Consider the following 16674-nt stretch of genomic DNA (forward strand, 5'->3'; position numbering starts at 1 on the left):
CGCCGGCGTTCCCGGCAGAGTCCCTTCGCGCACCACGGGGCGCACGGGCGGCAGCCGTCCTCACGCACCGACTACCGCGGCCGTCGCGCGCCGGTGTACGCTGCGGTCAGTCCCGCGCAAAACGAGGCGTGCATGAAGACGATCCTGGTGGCCGGCTCCAAGGGCGGTGTCGGCAAGACCACCATCGCCACCCATCTGGCCGCGCATTCGGCGCTGGCCGGGCAGGCCACGGTGATCGCCGACGCCGACCCGCAGGGGTCCAGCACGCGCTGGGCGCAACGCCGCGCGGTACTGGACAGCGCCGTGCTGCCGGTGGACGTGCACCGCAAGAAGAACTGGGAAAAGCTCATTCCCGACGGCACCGGGCAACTGATCATCGATGCGCCGGCTGGCGCCTATGCCGAGGATCTGGAGCGTTTCCTCGACGTGGCCGACGCCGTCGTGGTGCCGGTGCTGCCCTCGGCGCTGGACATCGAGGCGATAGTCGGCTTCCTGAACAGTCTGGCCAAGGTCAAGCGCGTGCACACCCGCGCGCTGCCGGTGGGCCTGGTGCTCAACCGCACCAAGCCGTGGACGCAGACGTCGCAGCAGGCGCGGCAGATGCTGGCGCAATGGCCGTACGAGGTCGTCGCGCAGCTGCGCGACAGCCAGAGCTACGTGGTCATGGTCGGCCTGGGCCGCAGCCTGTTCGATTACCACTCCGCCCAGGTCCGCGAACACCAGCAGGACTGGGAGCCGCTTCTGAAATGGTTGAACAAGGTCTGACCCGGAGCTAATGAACCCTCATGCGTGAACTGATTCTGCTGCGACATGCCCACGCCGAGCCGGCCGACAATGGCCTGGCCGACATCGACCGTCCGCTTTCCCCGCATGGCCTGGCCGAGGCCGAGGCGGCCGGCCGCTGGCTGCAGGAGCAGCGGCTGGTGCCGGACCGGGTGCTGTGCTCGCCGGCGCGGCGCGCGCGCGAAACGCTGGAGGCGGTGCTGTCGCTGACCGGCTACGTCGAGCAGCGGCTGGAAGAGCGGATCTATGACGCCACGCCCGGCACCCTCGCCGCGCTGGTGGACGAGCACCGGGAGGTCGAGCGCCTGCTGCTGGTCGGCCACAACCCGGGCATGGAACGGCTGGTGGCGCTGATGCACAGCGGCCAGTCCGGCGACTACCGTGGCATGCCCACCGCCTCGGTGGCGGTGCTGTCGCTGCCGATGGCGGCGGCCATCGAACCGGGCATCGCCCGCCTGGCCGCGTTCTGGTGGCCCTGAGCACATGGTCGCGGCCCGTCGCGAGCCCCGGCCCGCGGCCCTTGGCCGGGCGCGGGGCGTGCCGGCCGGCATGACCCGGGCGCCCGGACATGCGGAGCGGAGAGTGACCGGGCGTGCTTCCGGGGGCGTGGCGGTACGCCGCCCCAAGGCCGTGGACAGGGGCTGAGCGCATGCGGTGGGTGCGTTGTGGACTGCTGCTGACATGGCTGGCGGCGACGGGCGCGGCATCCGCGGCGCAGCCGCTGCAGTTCGATACCACCCATTCGCGCTTCGGTTTCGAGATACGCACCCGCTTCGGGCAGAAGATCGAGGGCGAGTTTCCGCGCTTCGACGGCTGGATCACGGTGCTGCCCGATGGCCGCCACCAGGTGCGCCTGCGCATGTTCACCCAGTACGTCGAGATTCCGGGAAAGCCGCGCTACACCGGCTGGATGCGCGGCGAGGAATTCTTCGACGCGCAGCGGCACCCGCTGGTCGAGTTCGAGTCCGACCCCTATGAACCGGACATCGTCGAGCGCGGGGGCGACGTGCAGGGGCGATTGACCATCCGCGGCATCAGCCGGCGCGAGGTCCTGCACCTGGAGGAGCCTGAATGCGCACGCCCCGGCTATGATTGCGATCTTGTCAGCCGGGGTACCGTCCTGCGCGGTCGTTACGGCATGGACAGCTGGCAGATCGCCCTGAGTGACCGAGTGACTTTCATACTGCGTACGCGCCTGGTCGGCGCCCCCGAATCGTGAACCTGCTGCTCCGTCTCCTGTTGCTGGGCCCGGCCCTGCTGGCCGGCGGCTGCGTGTCGCTGTCGCCGCAGCAGCGCGAGCGCGCGCAGGGCATCGCCGTGGCCGCCCGCTCCACCGCGCTGGACTGCGACCGGGCCAACCGCTGCGCGCTGGATTCGCCGCTGCGCGCGCTGGGCGCACGGGCCATCGCCGATTCCACTGCCGCCGGCGCGCCGCGGCACTACGCGACCCTGGTGGACGAGGGCGAGCTGTCGCTGGTGGCGCGCCTGAACCTGATCCGCAGCGCCAGCCGCAGCGTCGACCTGCAGACCTACATCTTCGATACCGACGACAGCGCGCGCATGATCATCGATGCGCTGCTGGACGCGGCCCGGCGCGGGGTCAAGGTCCGGGTGCTGATCGACCAGCTCTCGGCGATCTCCGACCTGCAGATGCTCGGCGCGCTGTCCGGCGCGCACGCCAACTTCGAGCTGCGCGTCTACAACCCCACCTTCGGCAAGGCCAAGCTCAACTATTTCGACTATGCCGGCAGCGTGCTGTGCTGCTTCCGGCGCTTCAACCAGCGCATGCACAACAAACTGCTGGTGGTGGACGACGTCATCGGCGTGGTTGGCGGCCGCAATTACCAGGACGACTATTACGACTGGGACAGCGAGTACAACTTCCGCGACCGCGACGTGGTCGTCGCCGGCCCCGAGGCGCGCGCGATGGCGGCCAACTTCCAGGCTTTCTGGGAGGCGCGCCGCAGCGTACCGGCCGAACGCCTCAACGACGTCGGCCGGACCCTGCTGAAGCAGGGTGTGCCGCCACTGCCGGAAGCGCACTTCCGGCGTCCGGAGCGGGTGGCGCGCGCCGCCGCCGAGGCCGCCGACGCGGCGTTCGTCGCCGAGGCCTTCGTCGATGCCGCGCTGCCGGTACGGTCGGTGGCCTATGTCGCCGACCTGCCGCGCAAGCACCGCCGCGAGCAGCCGGTGCAGGCGACCGAGCCGCGGCTGGACGCACTCATCTCCGGCGCGAAGTCCGAAGTGCTGCTGCAGACGCCCTATCTGGTGCTGTCCAAGCCGGCGCAGAAACTGTTCAAGGACCTGCGCGCGCGGCAGGCGCCGCCGCGGGTGGTGGTGTCCACCAACAGCCTGGCGGCGACGGACAACCCGATCGTCTATGCCATGGCCTACAAGTACAAGCGCCGCAACCTGCGCGTGCTGGGCTTCGATGTCTACGAATACAAGCCGTTCCCGCTGGACGCGCCGGTAGCGCCGGCCAACCTGCTGTCCGCGGCGCTGGACGAGGCGCCCGCGCCGGATCGCGTGATCGGCGCGAGCGCGGCCGGCAGCAACGTGCGCGGCAGCGGCTTCGGGCGCCGCGCGGGCGCGGACGGCAGCGAGGTCGAGCGCGAAGTGCTGCGTACCGAGACGCGGCCCTCGTTCCTCGGCAGCAAGGCGGCGAACCGACCGTTGCCGGTGACCCGGCGCGGCGCGCGCATGGGCCTGCACGCCAAGTCGCTGGTGGTGGACCGCCGCATCGGCGTGGTCGGCACCCACAACTTCGATCCGCGCAGCGAGAACTACAACACCGAAGGCGCGGTGATCATCGACGATCCGGTTTTCGCCGAGCGGCTGGCGCAGAGCATCCTGCGCGACATCGAGCCGGCCAACGCCTGGGTGGTGGCGTCGCGGGAGAAGGCGCCGGTGTTCTCGGGCCTGAACTACAGCCTGGGCAAGGCGTCCGAAGCCCTGCCCATCCTCGATGTCTGGCCGTGGCGCTACGCTACCAACTACGAATTCCAGCCGGGGCCGGAGTGTCCGCTCCCGCTGTCGCGGCATGACCCGGACTTCCGCCGCTGCTATGCGCCGGTGGGCGATTTCCCCGAGGTCGACGTCGGCCCGAAATGGCTGCTGGTGCGCATGCTGACCGCGTTCGGCGCCGGGCTGGTGCCGATCCTGTAGCGCGCATGCACACGGGACGTGGACGCGGCTTCGGCTGCAATGACGGCCCTTTCCCGCACGGAGACCCGGCATGAGCCACGCCTTCAAGGTCGGCGACCACGTCCGCTGGAATTCCGAGGCCGGCCGCGTCAGCGGCCACGTCATCAAGGTCCATGTCCGCGATACGCCGTACAAGGGCCACATGCACCGCTGCAGCGAGGACGACCCGCAGTACGAGATCCGCAGCGACCGCACCGAGCATATCGCCCTGCACCGCGGCGCGGTGCTGGAGAAGATCGGCTGACATGGCCGGTGTCGCCACGATCTGGACCATCGGCCACTCCACCCGCGACTGGGACGAGTTCCTCGCCCTGCTGGCCGGGTACGGCATCGAGGCCGTGGCCGACGTGCGCCGCTTTCCCGGCTCGCGCCGCTATCCCTGGTTCGCCGGCGAGGCGATGGCCAACACCTTGCCGGCCGCGGGCTTGGATTACCTCTGGCTGCCGCAACTGGGCGGACGCCGCCGCGCGCTGCCGGGCTCGCCCAACGGCGCCTGGCGCAACGCCGCCTTCCAGGGCTATGCCGACCACCTGGACAGCGTCGAGTTCGCCGAAGGCCTGGCGCTGCTGCTGGAACTGGCCGCGCGCCGCCGCACCGCGCTGATGTGCGCCGAAGCGGTGTGGTGGCGCTGCCACCGCCGCCTGATCGCCGACGTGCTCACCGCGCGCGGCATCGAGGTGCTGCACATCCTCGACGCCAATCATGCACAGGTACATGTGCTGACCGACACCGCGCGCCTGCTCGATGGCCGGCTGGTCTATCCGCCACCGCAGGACGATCTGTTCGCTTGAACCCGGCCTCTGCGCCACGCCTTAAACTGACGCCGATTCCACAATGGTCATCGACATGGCTTTCCGCGCACCCGTTTCACTGGACGAACTCAACCGCCTCAGCCGGGGCACCCTGATCGACCACCTCGGCATCGTCTTCACCGGCGCCGGCGAGGACTGGCTGCAGGCGACCATGCCGGTGGACGAGCGTACCCGCCAGCCATACGGCCTGCTTCATGGCGGTGCCTCGGTCGTGCTGGCCGAGACGCTGGGCAGCAGTGCCGGCAACCTGTGCGTGGATACCGCCAGCCAGGTCTGCGTGGGCCTGGAAATCAACGCCAACCATCTGCGCGCGGTCCGCTCCGGCATGGTCACCGGCACCGCCCGTGCGCTGCATGTCGGGCGCACCACCCAGGTCTGGGAAATCCGCATCGAGAACGAGGCCGGCAAGCCGGTATGCATTTCGCGCCTGACCCTGGCGGTGGTGCCGGCCTGAGCGGATGGTGGCGACGGCGCATGGCCGGCGGGAAGCCCGCAGCGGGGCGTCGCCCCGCTCTACACGAAGGCCGGCCACGCAAGCCCTGTAGCGCCGGGCAGCGCCCGGCGGGGCTTTTCCGGTAGGGCTTCAGCGGGGCGTTGCCCCGCTCTACCAGAAGGTTGGGCGCGTGGACTTAGTAGCGCCGGGCAGCGCCCGGCGAGGCTTTTCCGGCGGCGCCGCAGCGGGGCGTTGCCCCGCGTTACGCCTGTGCGGTGCGGATCGCCGGCATGCGCCCGCGTATCCAGGATTCCAGTTCGGGCGCCGGCAGGGCCGGCGTGAAATGGTAGCCCTGCGCGATGCAGTAGCCCTGTTCGCCGAGCAGGCGCAGCTGTTCGGCGCTTTCCACGCCCTCGGCAACCACCGTCAGCCGCAGGCTCTGGCCGATATGGGCGATGGCCCGGGTCAGGGCGCTGGCCACTTCGTCGCTCTCGATGCCGCGGACGAAGCTGCGGTCCAGCTTGAGTTCGCTGATCGGCAGCAGGCGCAGGTAGCTCAGGCTGGAGTAGCCGGTGCCGAAGTCGTCCATCGACAGGCGCACGCCCAGCGCGTGCACCGCATGCAGCGTGCGCAGGGTGCTGGGGTCGGTGTCCAGCAGCACGTCCTCGGTGATCTCCACGGTCAGGTCGCCCGGTGCCAGCGCTTCGCGCCGCAGCACCTGTTCGATCCGCAGCGGCAGTTCCAGGTCGTGGAAGTTGGTGGGCGACAGGTTCACCGCCACCGACGGTACCTCCAGCCCGGCGCGCCGCCACCGCGCCAGCTGCGCGCAGGCTTCCTCCAATACCCAATGGCCGATGTCGCCGATCAGGCCGCATTCCTCGGCCAGCGGAATGAACCGCATCGGCGGTACATCGCCCAGGTGCGGGTGCCGCCAGCGCGCCAGCGCCTCCACGCCGCGCAGGCAGCCATCGCCGATGCCGACCTGCGGCTGGTAATGCAGGTGCAGCTGGCGCCGTTCGACCGCTTCGCGCAGCGCCGTCTCCAGCGCCAGCCGTTCCTGCGCGTTGTGGTCCATTTCCCGGGAATAGAAGCGCGCGCCATTGCGGCCGCTGTTCTTGGCCTGGTACATGGCCATGTCGGCATGGTGCAGTAGGGTCTCGGTGTCATGGCCGTCGTGCGGGAACATGCTGATGCCGACGCTGGCCGACGGCCGGATCTGCACATCGTCCAACTGCAGCGGCAGCGACAGCCGGCGCAGGATGCGCTCGGCGCGTTCGCCGGCCGACTGCGCATCGCAGGAGCTGAGCACCATCACGAACTCGTCGCCGGACAGGCGGCCGACGATGTCGGCCGTGCCGGCCTCGTCCTGCAGGCGGCGCGAGACCGCGCGTAGCAGCTGGTCGCCGCCCGGATGGCCGAACGAGTCGTTGATCTGCTTGAACCGGTCCAGGTCGATGAACAGCACCGCCAGCGCCTGGCCGGCAGCGCCTGCCGTGGCGATCGCCTGGTCGGTCTGGGCGTGCAGCAGGTTGCGGTTGGGCAGGCCGGTCAGGTCGTCGTAGAAGGCCAGCCGGCGGATGCGGTTGCGCGCTTCCTCGCGCTCCAGCGCCAGCGCGCACAGGTGCACTATCACTTCGACCAGGCGGCGATGGAAGGCGTCGGGTTCGTGCGGGTGGCGGTAATAGAAGGCGAAGGTGCCCAGCACGCGGCCGTCGCTGGCCTTGATCGGCGTGGACCAGCAGGCCGCCAGCCCATGTTCCAGTGCCAGGTGGCTGATGCCCTGCCAGTTCGGATCCAGCGCGATGTCGCGCGCCACCACCATCTGTCCGGTATGCGCGGCCGTGCCGCAGCTGCCCACGCCGGGGCCGACCGGTATGCCGTCCACCTGCCGCGTATAGGCTTCGGGCAGGCTGGGCGCGGCCAGGGTGCGCAGCCGCCCCTCCTCCACCCGCAACACCGAGCACAGCACCTGCGGCGCGGTCTGCTCCACGTCGCGGCACATCATCTGCATCACCTCGCTGGTGGGCACCTCGCGCACCAGCGCGTCCAGCATCCGGTGCTGCAGTACCTCGTGCACCTTGGTGTGGGTGATGTCCATCAGCACGATGACCAGGTTGGCCAGCGTGCCGTAGTCGTCGAAGATCGGGTTGATGCTGATCGAGCACCATAGCGGGCGGCCGTCGCGGCAGGCCACGCGCTCGTCGCAGCACACCGGGTCGCCGGCCAGCAGGCGCTTGGCATGGGCCAGTACCGCGCGGCGGCGCGGGCGGTCCGGCACCAGCAGCCTTGCGACATGGCGGCGCAGGGCCTGGCTGGCATCGAAACCGAACAGCCGGCAGAAGCCCTTGTTCAGATGCACGACACGGCCGCGCGCGTCGGCGATGAGGACCGCGCTCTGGGTCTCGTCGAAGCCGAGCGAAAGCAGCCGCTCGCGTTCCTGGCGCTGGCGCCGGGCGGTCACGTCGCGGATGAAAGCCATGTGCAGCTGGCCGTCCGCGCCGGGCGTCTGTGCCAGCGACACGCTGATCCAGCGCATCTGCCCGTCCTTGCGTACCAGCTGCACGTCGCGCGGTTGGCTGGCCAGTTCCCGCACGCGGTTGGCCGAGCCCGGATGCAGGTCGCTGTCATAGCGTTCGCGCATGGCCGCAGGCGCGAGAATGCCCAGGTTGCGGCCCACCGCCTCGGCGCACGGCCAGCCGGACAGGACTTCCATGGCCTTGTTGAAATGCACGATGCGGTTCTGGGCATCGAACAGGATCACGCCGCTGTCGACCTGTTCCAGCGCCGCCGAGAACAGGGGCAGCATGTCCCCGGCCAGCGACCGCGATAACCGCTCCATGTTTCCGCTCCCCTGAAGGCGTGAACGGATTTATACCGCGTTGCCTGCATGTGCGGGTGACAGCGCGCAGGCGCTGTCGGTCCGCTGGCGGAAGCCGGACCGCATCCGGTATCGTGCGCGGATGACTTCCCCCCGTCCCGCCCGCCCGGGCAGCGTGGCGCGTGCGTTCCGCTATCTGTACCGCGTGCCGCTGCTGCTGGTCCACGTCGTGGTCTTCCTGCCGCTGATCCTGCTGCTGATGGCGCCGCCGTTCGGCCGCCTCGGCACGGCTGCCGACCCGCTGGAGCACAAGGTGGTGCGCTGGTGGTCGGGCGGGCTGATGTGGATCTTCGGCTTCCGCCTGCGCCGCCGCGGCCAGCCGCTGCCGGGGGCGGTGCTGTTCGTCGCCAACCATGTCGGCTGGGTCGACATCAGCATGATCCACAGCCAGAAGATGGTCGGCTTCGTCGCCAAGCGCGAGATCGCCGGCTGGCCGCTGGTCGGCTGGCTGGCCAGCCGCGGCCACACCATCTACCACCAGCGCGGCAACACCGAGTCGCTGGGTGGGGTGATGGAGGAAATGGCCAACCGGCTGCGCGAGGGCCGGCCGGTGGCGGTATTCCCGGAAGGCCGCACCCGTGGCGGACACGAGGTCGGCCCGTTCCATGCGCGCATCTTCCAGGCGGCAGTCGAGACCGGCGTGCCGGTGCAGCCGGTGGCGCTGCGTTACGGCGTGCGCGGCGACGCGCAGACGCGGGTCGCGTTCGCGCCGGGCGAGAGCTTCTTCGGCAACTTCCTGCGCCTGCTGGGCGAGCCGGCGCGGCGTGCCGAGGTGCATTTCCTCGAGCCGGTCGGCAGCCACGACCTGGAAGGGCGCCGGCGCATCGCCGAGACCTCGCGCGCGCGCATCGTGGCGGCGATGGAAGGCCCGTAACGGCGTGTTCCCGTGGCGTTCGTCCTGCAAGCCGCATGCGATGCCCGGAACGCCCCCGTGTCCCGCGTGCGCGCGGCTGCCGGGCGGCGCTGCCGGCCGCTCGTGAGGGGCTGCCGGCCGACGCTGGCGGTTCACGCCTTCTCCCGCCGGGAGCGCGCAGCATGAGCGCCATGTTGAGCGCCGCCCAGTACCAGCCGCCGCGTTGGCTGCGCAATCCGCACCTGCAGTCGATGCTGGCGTCCAGCGGCGTGCGCCTGCGCCACGGCCAGCGGTTGCTTGCGTCCAGCGGCGCGGTTACCCGCGAACTGATCCTCGACGGTGGCGACGGCGTGCGCCTGCAGGCCTGGCACAGCCGCCTGCCGGGCAATGCCCCGGTCGGCCTGGCGCTGCTGCTGCATGGCTGGGAGGGCAGTGCCGAATCCAGCTACATGCGCATGACCGCCGCGCGCATGCTCGAACGGGGCTTCGACGTGGTGCGGCTGAATTTCCGCGACCACGGCAATACCCATCACCTCAATCCGGGCATCTTCCATTCCTGCCGCATCGGCGAAGTGGTGCAGGCCGCCGGCGACGTGGCGAGCCGTTTCCCCGGCCTGCCGCTGGTGGCGGCGGGCTATTCGCTGGGCGGCAACTTCGTGCTGCGCCTGGCCCTGCACGCGCCCGCCGCCGGCGTGCCGCTGCGGCACGTGGCGGCGGTATGCCCGGTGCTGGACCCGGCGCTGACCATGGACAGCATCGAGCGCGGCCCGGCGATGTACGACTGGTATTTCCGCCGCAAATGGACCGGCTCGCTGCGGCGCAAGCGCGAACTGTTCCCCGAACTGGCCGACTGCGACGACGCGGTGCTGAAGCTGGACATCCGCGCGCTGACCGGCTGGCTGGTCCAGAGGCATACCGCCTTCGCCACGCTGCAGGACTATTTCGACGGCTATTCGATCGCCGGGCAGCGCCTGTCCGCGCTGCAGGTGCCGGCCGACATCCTGATGGCGCGCGACGATCCGGTGATCCCGTTCACCACTTTCCGCCACTGGCGCCTGCCGGCGCACGCGCGGCTGGAGATCGCACGCTGGGGCGGGCACTGCGGCTTCATCGAGAACCTGCGCGGCGACGGCTTCTCCGAACGCTGGGTGGCGCAGCGTCTGTCCGCCGCGGTGGGCATGGAGCGGGCGGCGCAAGCCATGGCGGTTCCGGTCGGCTCCTGAGCATTCCGGTTCCGGCGCAGGACGGCGGCGCGCGGACGCCGGCTACAATGGCTTTTTGCGCCTACGCCGGACCGCCATGCAAGACACGATCATCCAAGCCCTGCGCCGCAACGCCACCGACGAAGCCGTAGCCGCGGCCCGGCAATGGGTCGGCGCCGAACCACAGCAGCCGCAGGCCCATCGCTGGCTGGCGCTGGCCCTGCAGCAGCAGGGCGACGCCGCTGCCGCCCAGGCCAGCCTCGAACAGGCGCTGGCGCTGGCCCCGGACGATGCCGCCCTGCACCTGCAGCACGCCGGCCTGCTGCTGGCCCAGCGCCGCATCGACGACGCCGGGCAGGCGCTGGAGCGCACCACCGCGCTCAATCCCAACGAATTCTCCGCCTACCTGATGCAGGCGCACCTGGCGCTGGCCCGCGAGGACATCGAGGAGGCCGAGCGCCTGGGCCGCATGGCCGCGCGCGTGGAGCCGGACAGCCCGGAACTGGGTGCCATCGAAGGCATGGTCGCGCTGCGCCGCGGCGACGCCGACCGCGCGCTGGCGGTGTTGTCGGCGGCCAGCCGGCGCCTGCCCGACGATCCGCGCGTGCTCTACGCGCTGGGCTTCGCCTATCTGGCCAAGGATCTTCTGGCCTTCGCCGAGCAGGCGTTCCGCCGCGTGGTCGAGCTGAATCCCTCCAACCGTGCGCTGCAGGGCCTGCTGGTGCAGCTGGCGTTGCGCCAGGGCCATCCCGACCGCGCCGCCGAAGTGATGCGCCAGGTGCTGTCCACGCCGGAAGGCGACACCCTGGGCATGCGCCGGCTGGCCGGCGAGCTGGAACTGGCCTCGGGCCAGCCGCTGCAGGCGCTGGAATACCTGCGTCCGCTGCTGGCGGAACTGCCCGGCGACCGCGCCACCCTGCAGATGTTGCTGGTCGCCTGGCAGCGCCTGGGCCGCGAGGAAGAGGCGCGCGCCGACCTGGACGCGGCACTGGCCGCCCAGCCTCAGCTGCACGACCTGTGGCTGGCGCGACTGGCGGTGGAGCCGGTCGGCAGCCCGGAAGCGGTGGAGGTGGTCGAACGCTGGCTGGCGGCGATGCCCGACCACCTGCCGGCGCTGGAAGCGCGCCTGAGCCTGCACGACATGAGCGGGGAAGCCGACGCTGCCGAAGCGGTGGCGCGGCGCATCGTCGCGCTGGAACCGGGACGGGTCAGTGGCGAGCAGCGCATCGTCGAAGCCCTGCTTGCACGCGAGCCGGCGGCTGCCATCGCCCATGTGCAGGCCCTGATCGACAGCGCCCCGGAAGCCGCGCATCCGGAACTGCGGGTGTGGCTGGGCGTGGTGCAGGACCGTGCCGACGAACCGGCCGCGGCGCTGGCCACCTGGCTGCGCCTGCATGGCGACCTGGCGCCGTCGCGGCTGCCGTTGCCGCCGCAGGCCAGGGCCCCGGCCGAATGGCCGCCGCTGGGCCAGGTCGCGCAGGACAACCCGGTGCGGCCGCTGTTCGTATGGGGCGCGCCGGGCTCGGGCGTGGAGCGGGTGGTGACGGTGCTGGCCGCCAGCAGCCAGGTGCTGCGCGGCGACCGCTTCGGGGCCAATCCGCCGGACGATGCCTTCCAGAATTTCCACACCCTGCAGCGGCTGGCCGACGACGCGCTGAGCCCGGCGCAGTTCGTGCAGCAATGGCGCGATGCCCTGCCGGCGCGCGGCATCGCCGACGGCAACGTGATCGACTGGCTGCTGTGGTGGGACAACGCCCTGCTGTGGGCGCTGCGCCCGCAGCTGCCGGAAGGCCGCCTGGTGATCGCCGTGCGCGACCCGCGCGACATGCTGGTCGAATGGCTGGCGCTGGGCGCGCCGGCGCCGATGGCGTTGACCTCGGCCGACGAGGCCGCGCGCTGGTTGGCACGCGCGCTGGAACAGGTGGCCGATCTGCACGAACAGGACCTCTACACCCACCTGATCCTGCGCATCGACGGTGCGGTCAACGACCCGGTGGCGATGGGCGATCTGCTGGAACAGGCCTTCGGCCTGCGCTTCCCGCAGGTGCCCAGCCTCGGCCCGGCCACCATCGAGGGCGGCCATTGGCGCAGGTACGCGCAGGTGCTGGCGGCCGAGTTCGCGCACCTGGCCCCGGTCGCCGTGCGGCTGGGCTACCCCGAAGCCTGAGTACAGGATCCACGCGGGTGCCGGCCATGGGCCGGCGCCCCCATCAGGAGAAGGCAGATGAAACTGAGCAGCCAGAGTTTCGGCAACGGCCAGCCGATCCCGGCCGGGTTCGCCGCCGGCGACGCCAGCGGCTTCGCCGCGAACCGCAACCCGCAGCTGGCCTGGAGCGATGTGCCGGACGGCACCCGCTCGTTCGCGCTGGTCTGCGTGGACCCGGATGTCCCGACCGTGCCGGAAATGGTCGGCCGCGACGACGTCGCCATCCCGCTGGAGCAGCCGCGCGGCGACTTCATCCACTGGGTGATGGTGGACATTCCCGCGTCGCTGCGCGAGATCGCCGCCGGCAGCTGCAGCGAGGGCTTCAGCGCACGCGGCAAGCAGCCGCCGATGGGCCCGGCGGGCGCGCGCCAGGGCATGAACGACTACACCGGCTGGTTCGCCGGCAACACGGACATGGCTGGCCTGTACCGCGGCTACGATGGCCCGTATCCGCCGTTCAACGACGAGCGCGTGCACCGGTATTTCTTCCGGCTGTTCGCGCTGGACGTGGACCGCCTGCAGGTCGAAGGCGATTTCACCGCTGCCGATGCGTACCGCGCCATGCACGGCCACGTGCTGGCCGAAGCCACGGTGCATGGCACCTACACGCTCAATCCTGCGTTGGGTTGAGCGGTGCCGTACGCGCGGGGCTTGCCCCGCACGGAAGCTCGAATCCGCGCGCGTGGATGTACGTGCCGTCGCAGGAATACCTGCACGACGCCCACCGTGCTCCTGCCGGATGGAAAGAAGGGCGCCGCATGGCGCCCTTCGTCGTTTTCAACCACTGGCGATGCCGGTTACTTCTTCACCACTTCCGAGCCGACCACCATGTCCAGCACATAGGCGCGCGAGGAGGCGTCGGCCGGCGGGTTCTTCACCTCGTAGCGCTTGACCCGCAGCACGTTGCGCACGCCGTCCTCGTGGGCATAGCCCTCGATGCTGTCGTAGAAATTGTAGAACTCGCCGCGCTTGCCCTGTTCCAGGCCCTTGTCGTCGTAGTGCACTTCGCGCACCTGCAGGCACTGCATGTTGCGGATCAGCGGATGCGAACAGGGCTTGGTCCGCGAGTCGACTTCGAGGAACACGGTTTCGCCCGGACCGCCGTAGCGGGTCTCGGCGGTCGGTTCGCCGCGGAAGGTCAGCACGTCGCCGGTGGCGCTGGTCAGCTTGAGCGTGGAAGCGTCGAGCTGGTCGATCTTCAGCGTGCCTTCCAGGCGGCTGCCCACGGCCTGGTCCAGCGCCATCAGCGCCTGGTCGGTACAGGCCATCATCGTCGAGGCCATGCGCGAGACGGTCATCTCGTTGCCGGCCAGGGTGTAGCCGCCGCCCATGTGGTTGCAGGCGTTGTCCACGGAAAGGCGGCCATCGGCGAAATCCAGCGTGACCGGCTTGTCGGCGCGTACGAACAGCGCGTCGATGCGCTTGCCGCTGCTGTCGGTGGCGGAATCCAGTACCCAGTGGTTGGCGCCGAGCAGCTTGCCGTCGATGGGCGCCGCCGCGGCGGCCGCTGGCGCCTTCGCGGGCGCGGCATCGCCCTCGGCGGCGGACGGGGCGTTGTTGCAGGCGGTCATCAGGGCAATGGGCAGGGCCAGCAGCAGGATGCGCTTCATGTGGTACTCCTTGGGACGCAGTTGGAAAGAACGGATGCAGAAACGTAGGACGCCGGCTGCAGGGGTTGCCGGCTGTCTGCTGCATTCAGTTTCCAGCAGGCAGGAACAGCAGGAGCGCGGCGCCAAGGGCGAGCCTGTATATCGCGAACCACGTGAAGCGATGGTGCTTGATATAGCCCAGCAACCACTTCACCACCACGAAACCGGTGATCACCGCGGCGGCGAAGGCGATGCCGACATCGCCCCAGTCCTGGTGGCCCAGCTGGCCGTGCCGGGCCAGTTCCAGGAACGCATAGGCGCTGGCCGCGAACATGGTCGGGATGCCGACCAGGAACACGAACTCGGCCGCGGCCGCGCGCCGGCTCAGGCCCAGCAGCATGGCCAGGAAAATCGCCGCGGCCGAGCGCGAGGTGCCCGGGAACACGCCGGCCACCACCTGCGCCAGGCCCACGCCGACGGCGATCTTCCAGGTGACCGTGTCGCGTTCGGGCATGCGTTCGGCCCAGCGTTCGGCCAGCAGCATCCACACGCCGCCGATGACCAGCGCCCAGGCCACCGGCGTCACCGTCTCGGGCAATTGCCAGCCGGCCAGGCGCACCGGCAGGCCGACCAGCGCGGTCACCAGGAACGCGGTGCCCAGCTTGAGCACGTAGTCGCGATTCTCGCGTTCGCCCAGTCCGGTGGCCAGCGACCACAGGCGCTGCCGGAACACCAGGACGACGGCGATGATGGCGCCGGCCTGGATGACGATGTTGAAGAAGTCCGAGCGGGCGCCGAGCCAGCGTTCGGCGATCAGCAGGTGGCCGGTGCTGGAAACGGGCAGGAATTCGGTGAGGCCTTCGAGGATGCCAAGCAGCAGGGCGGAAATCGGGTCGGACATGGGTGTGGGCCGGGAAAGGACCGGCAGAGGATAGAGCATCAAGCTTTCTGCACCCATGCAGTGCGCTTCTTCATGAAATGCACCTCTTTGGTGCATGTCGGGGCTGGTGGATTCGTCGGATTCCTTTGGAAACAATGGCTTGCGAACCGCCGAAAGTTGGCACGCGAGTTGCTTTGATCAAGGCACGCCACTTCCATCCGAGGTTTTGCCCGATGTCCCTGGAAAATATCGAGAAGCTGATCAAGGACAACCAGATCGAGTTCGTCGATCTGCGTTTCGTCGACATGCGCGGCATCGAGCAGCACGTGACCTTCCCGGTCTCCATCGTCGAGCCGGCGTTGTTCGAGGAAGGCAAGATGTTCGATGGCAGCTCGATGGCCGGCTGGAAGGGCATCGCCGAATCGGACATGGTGCTGTTGCCCGACGCCGACACCGCCTACATCGACCCGTTCTACAACGACCCGACGCTGGTGCTGACCTGCGACGTGCTCGACCCGGCCACCATGCAGGGCTACGGCCGCTGCCCGCGCGGCATCGCCAAGCGCGCCGAGGCCTACCTGAAGTCCTCCGGCATCGCCGACCTGGCCTTCTTCGGTCCGGAACCGGAATTCTTCATCTTCGATTCGGTGCAGTTCGGCAACGAGATGGGCCACACCTTCTTCAAGATCAACTCCGAGGAAGGCGCCTGGAACACCGGCAAGAGCTACGACGGCACCAACACCGGCTATCGCCCGGCGGTGAAGGGCGGTTACTTCCCGGTGCCGCCGACCGATTCGCTGCACGACATCCGCGCCGAGATGTGCAAGGTGCTGACGCAGGTCGGCATCGAGGTCGAAGTGCACCACCACGAAGTGGCCAATGCCGGCCAGTGCGAGATCGGCGCCAAGTTCAACACGCTGGTCAGCAAGGCCGACGAACTGCTGCGCATGAAGCACGTGATCCGCAATGTCGCCCACCGCAACGGCAAGACCGCCAGCTTCATGCCCAAGCCGATCGTCGGCGACAACGGCAGCGGCATGCACGTGCACCAGTCGCTGGCCAAGGAAGGCAAGAACCTGTTCTCCGGCGACGGCTACGGCGGCCTGTCGCAGATGGCGCTGTGGTACATCGGCGGCATCTTCAAGCACGCCCGCGCCATCAACGCCTTCGCCAACGCCGGCACCAACAGCTACAAGCGCCTGGTGCCGGGTTTCGAGGCGCCGGTGATGCTGGCCTACTCGGCGCGCAACCGCTCGGCGTCGTGCCGCATCCCGTGGGTGTCCAACCCGAAGGCGCGCCGCATCGAGATGCGCTTCCCGGATCCGATCCAGTCCGGCTACCTGACCTTCACCGCGCTGATGATGGCCGGCCTGGACGGCATCAAGAACCAGATCGACCCCGGCGCTCCTTCGGACAAGGACCTGTACGACCTGCCGCCGGAAGAAGAGAAGCTGATCCCGCAGGTGTGCTCCTCGCTCGACCAGGCGCTGGAAGCGCTGGACAAGGACCGCGAGTTCCTCAAGGCCGGCGGCGTGATGAGCGATGATTTCATCGACGGCTACATCGCGCTGAAGATGAAGGAAGTCACCGCGTTCCGCGCGGCGACCCATCCGCTGGAATACCAGCTGTACTACGGCTGCTGATCGAGGCGGCCGCCATCGCGCGGCCGTCCCTCCCTTGCCGCCGGCAACGGCGGCGATGGCAAAGTCCCTCCCTCCCGCTTTCGCCATCGCCGCCACCCGGCGGCAAACCCCGGCAACATCCAGGCAGTGGCAAGAGAATCCGGAAACGCGCTGCGCGGGCCAAGCTTCGTCCCCGCGTCACCGGCCCGCAG

The 16674-nt window shown here is 69.7% G+C and carries 15 protein-coding genes; 12 read left to right on the forward strand and 3 right to left on the reverse strand.

Going from position 1 to position 16674, the window contains the following annotated elements; all coding sequences use genetic code 11:
- The first annotated feature begins 132 nt into the window (after positions 1-132).
- The 7 genes from ABB22_RS06635 to ABB22_RS06665 all read left to right on the forward strand — a co-directional run bounded on the left by ABB22_RS06635 (position 133) and on the right by ABB22_RS06665 (position 5253).
- Complete coding sequence (locus ABB22_RS06635; RefSeq protein ID WP_055772770.1) at positions 133-765, forward strand: ParA family protein; 633 nt, start codon at positions 133-135, stop codon at positions 763-765.
- Positions 766-785: 20 nt separating this feature from the next.
- Positions 786-1262, forward strand: a complete 477-nt coding sequence (locus ABB22_RS06640; protein WP_055772772.1) for a SixA phosphatase family protein — start codon at positions 786-788, stop codon at positions 1260-1262.
- A gap of 170 nt (positions 1263-1432) precedes the next feature.
- Entirely contained in the window at positions 1433-2002 is a 570-nt protein-coding gene (locus tag ABB22_RS06645) for a YceI family protein (protein ID WP_055772775.1), read from the forward strand.
- Positions 1999-3948, forward strand: a complete 1950-nt coding sequence (locus ABB22_RS06650; protein ID WP_055772779.1) for a phospholipase D family protein — start codon at positions 1999-2001, stop codon at positions 3946-3948. The genes ABB22_RS06645 and ABB22_RS06650 overlap by 4 nt, the downstream gene beginning before the upstream one ends.
- A 70-nt stretch (positions 3949-4018) precedes the next feature.
- Positions 4019-4231 carry a hypervirulence associated TUDOR domain-containing protein gene (locus tag ABB22_RS06655; protein ID WP_055772782.1) on the forward strand — a complete coding sequence of 71 codons (213 nt, stop codon included), beginning with the start codon at positions 4019-4021 and terminating at the stop codon, positions 4229-4231.
- A gap of 1 nt (position 4232) precedes the next feature.
- Entirely contained in the window at positions 4233-4778 is a 546-nt protein-coding gene (locus tag ABB22_RS06660) for a DUF488 domain-containing protein (protein ID WP_055772785.1), read from the forward strand.
- Positions 4779-4833: 55 nt separating this feature from the next.
- Entirely contained in the window at positions 4834-5253 is a 420-nt protein-coding gene (locus tag ABB22_RS06665) for a hotdog fold thioesterase (protein ID WP_055773101.1), read from the forward strand.
- Between the two features lie 241 nt (positions 5254-5494).
- Here the strand turns inward: ABB22_RS06665 and ABB22_RS06670 are convergent, their stop codons facing one another.
- Positions 5495-8071 (reverse strand): EAL domain-containing protein, encoded by a 2577-nt coding sequence (locus ABB22_RS06670; protein WP_082443801.1) that lies wholly within the window; start codon positions 8069-8071, stop codon positions 5495-5497.
- Positions 8072-8192: 121 nt separating this feature from the next.
- Here ABB22_RS06670 and ABB22_RS06675 point away from each other — a divergent pair, with 121 nt between their 5' ends.
- The 4 genes from ABB22_RS06675 to ABB22_RS06690 all read left to right on the forward strand — a co-directional run bounded on the left by ABB22_RS06675 (position 8193) and on the right by ABB22_RS06690 (position 13001).
- Positions 8193-8984 (forward strand): lysophospholipid acyltransferase family protein, encoded by a 792-nt coding sequence (locus tag ABB22_RS06675; RefSeq protein WP_055772790.1) that lies wholly within the window; start codon positions 8193-8195, stop codon positions 8982-8984.
- A gap of 170 nt (positions 8985-9154) precedes the next feature.
- Positions 9155-10186, forward strand: coding sequence for a YheT family hydrolase (locus ABB22_RS06680; protein ID WP_055773104.1), 1032 nt, complete (start codon positions 9155-9157; stop codon positions 10184-10186).
- A gap of 76 nt (positions 10187-10262) precedes the next feature.
- A complete protein-coding gene (locus ABB22_RS06685) occupies positions 10263-12332 on the forward strand; it encodes a tetratricopeptide repeat protein (protein WP_055772793.1) in 2070 nt (689 codons plus the stop codon).
- A 57-nt stretch (positions 12333-12389) separates the two neighbouring features.
- Positions 12390-13001 (forward strand): YbhB/YbcL family Raf kinase inhibitor-like protein, encoded by a 612-nt coding sequence (locus ABB22_RS06690; protein WP_055772796.1) that lies wholly within the window; start codon positions 12390-12392, stop codon positions 12999-13001.
- Positions 13002-13168: 167 nt separating this feature from the next.
- Here ABB22_RS06690 and ABB22_RS06695 read toward each other — a convergent pair whose 3' ends face one another.
- Positions 13169-13981 (reverse strand): META and DUF4377 domain-containing protein, encoded by an 813-nt coding sequence (locus tag ABB22_RS06695; protein WP_055772799.1) that lies wholly within the window; start codon positions 13979-13981, stop codon positions 13169-13171.
- An 85-nt stretch (positions 13982-14066) separates the two neighbouring features.
- Positions 14067-14861, reverse strand: a complete 795-nt coding sequence (locus tag ABB22_RS06700) for an undecaprenyl-diphosphate phosphatase (RefSeq protein ID WP_055772802.1) — start codon at positions 14859-14861, stop codon at positions 14067-14069.
- Positions 14862-15073: 212 nt separating this feature from the next.
- Here ABB22_RS06700 and glnA point away from each other — a divergent pair, with 212 nt between their 5' ends.
- A complete protein-coding gene (gene glnA, locus ABB22_RS06705) occupies positions 15074-16483 on the forward strand; it encodes a type I glutamate--ammonia ligase (protein WP_055772805.1) in 1410 nt (469 codons plus the stop codon).
- Positions 16484-16674: the final 191 nt, after the last annotated feature.

The organism is Stenotrophomonas nitritireducens (assembly GCF_001431425.1).
Classification (GTDB): Bacteria; Pseudomonadota; Gammaproteobacteria; order Xanthomonadales; family Xanthomonadaceae; genus Stenotrophomonas; species Stenotrophomonas nitritireducens.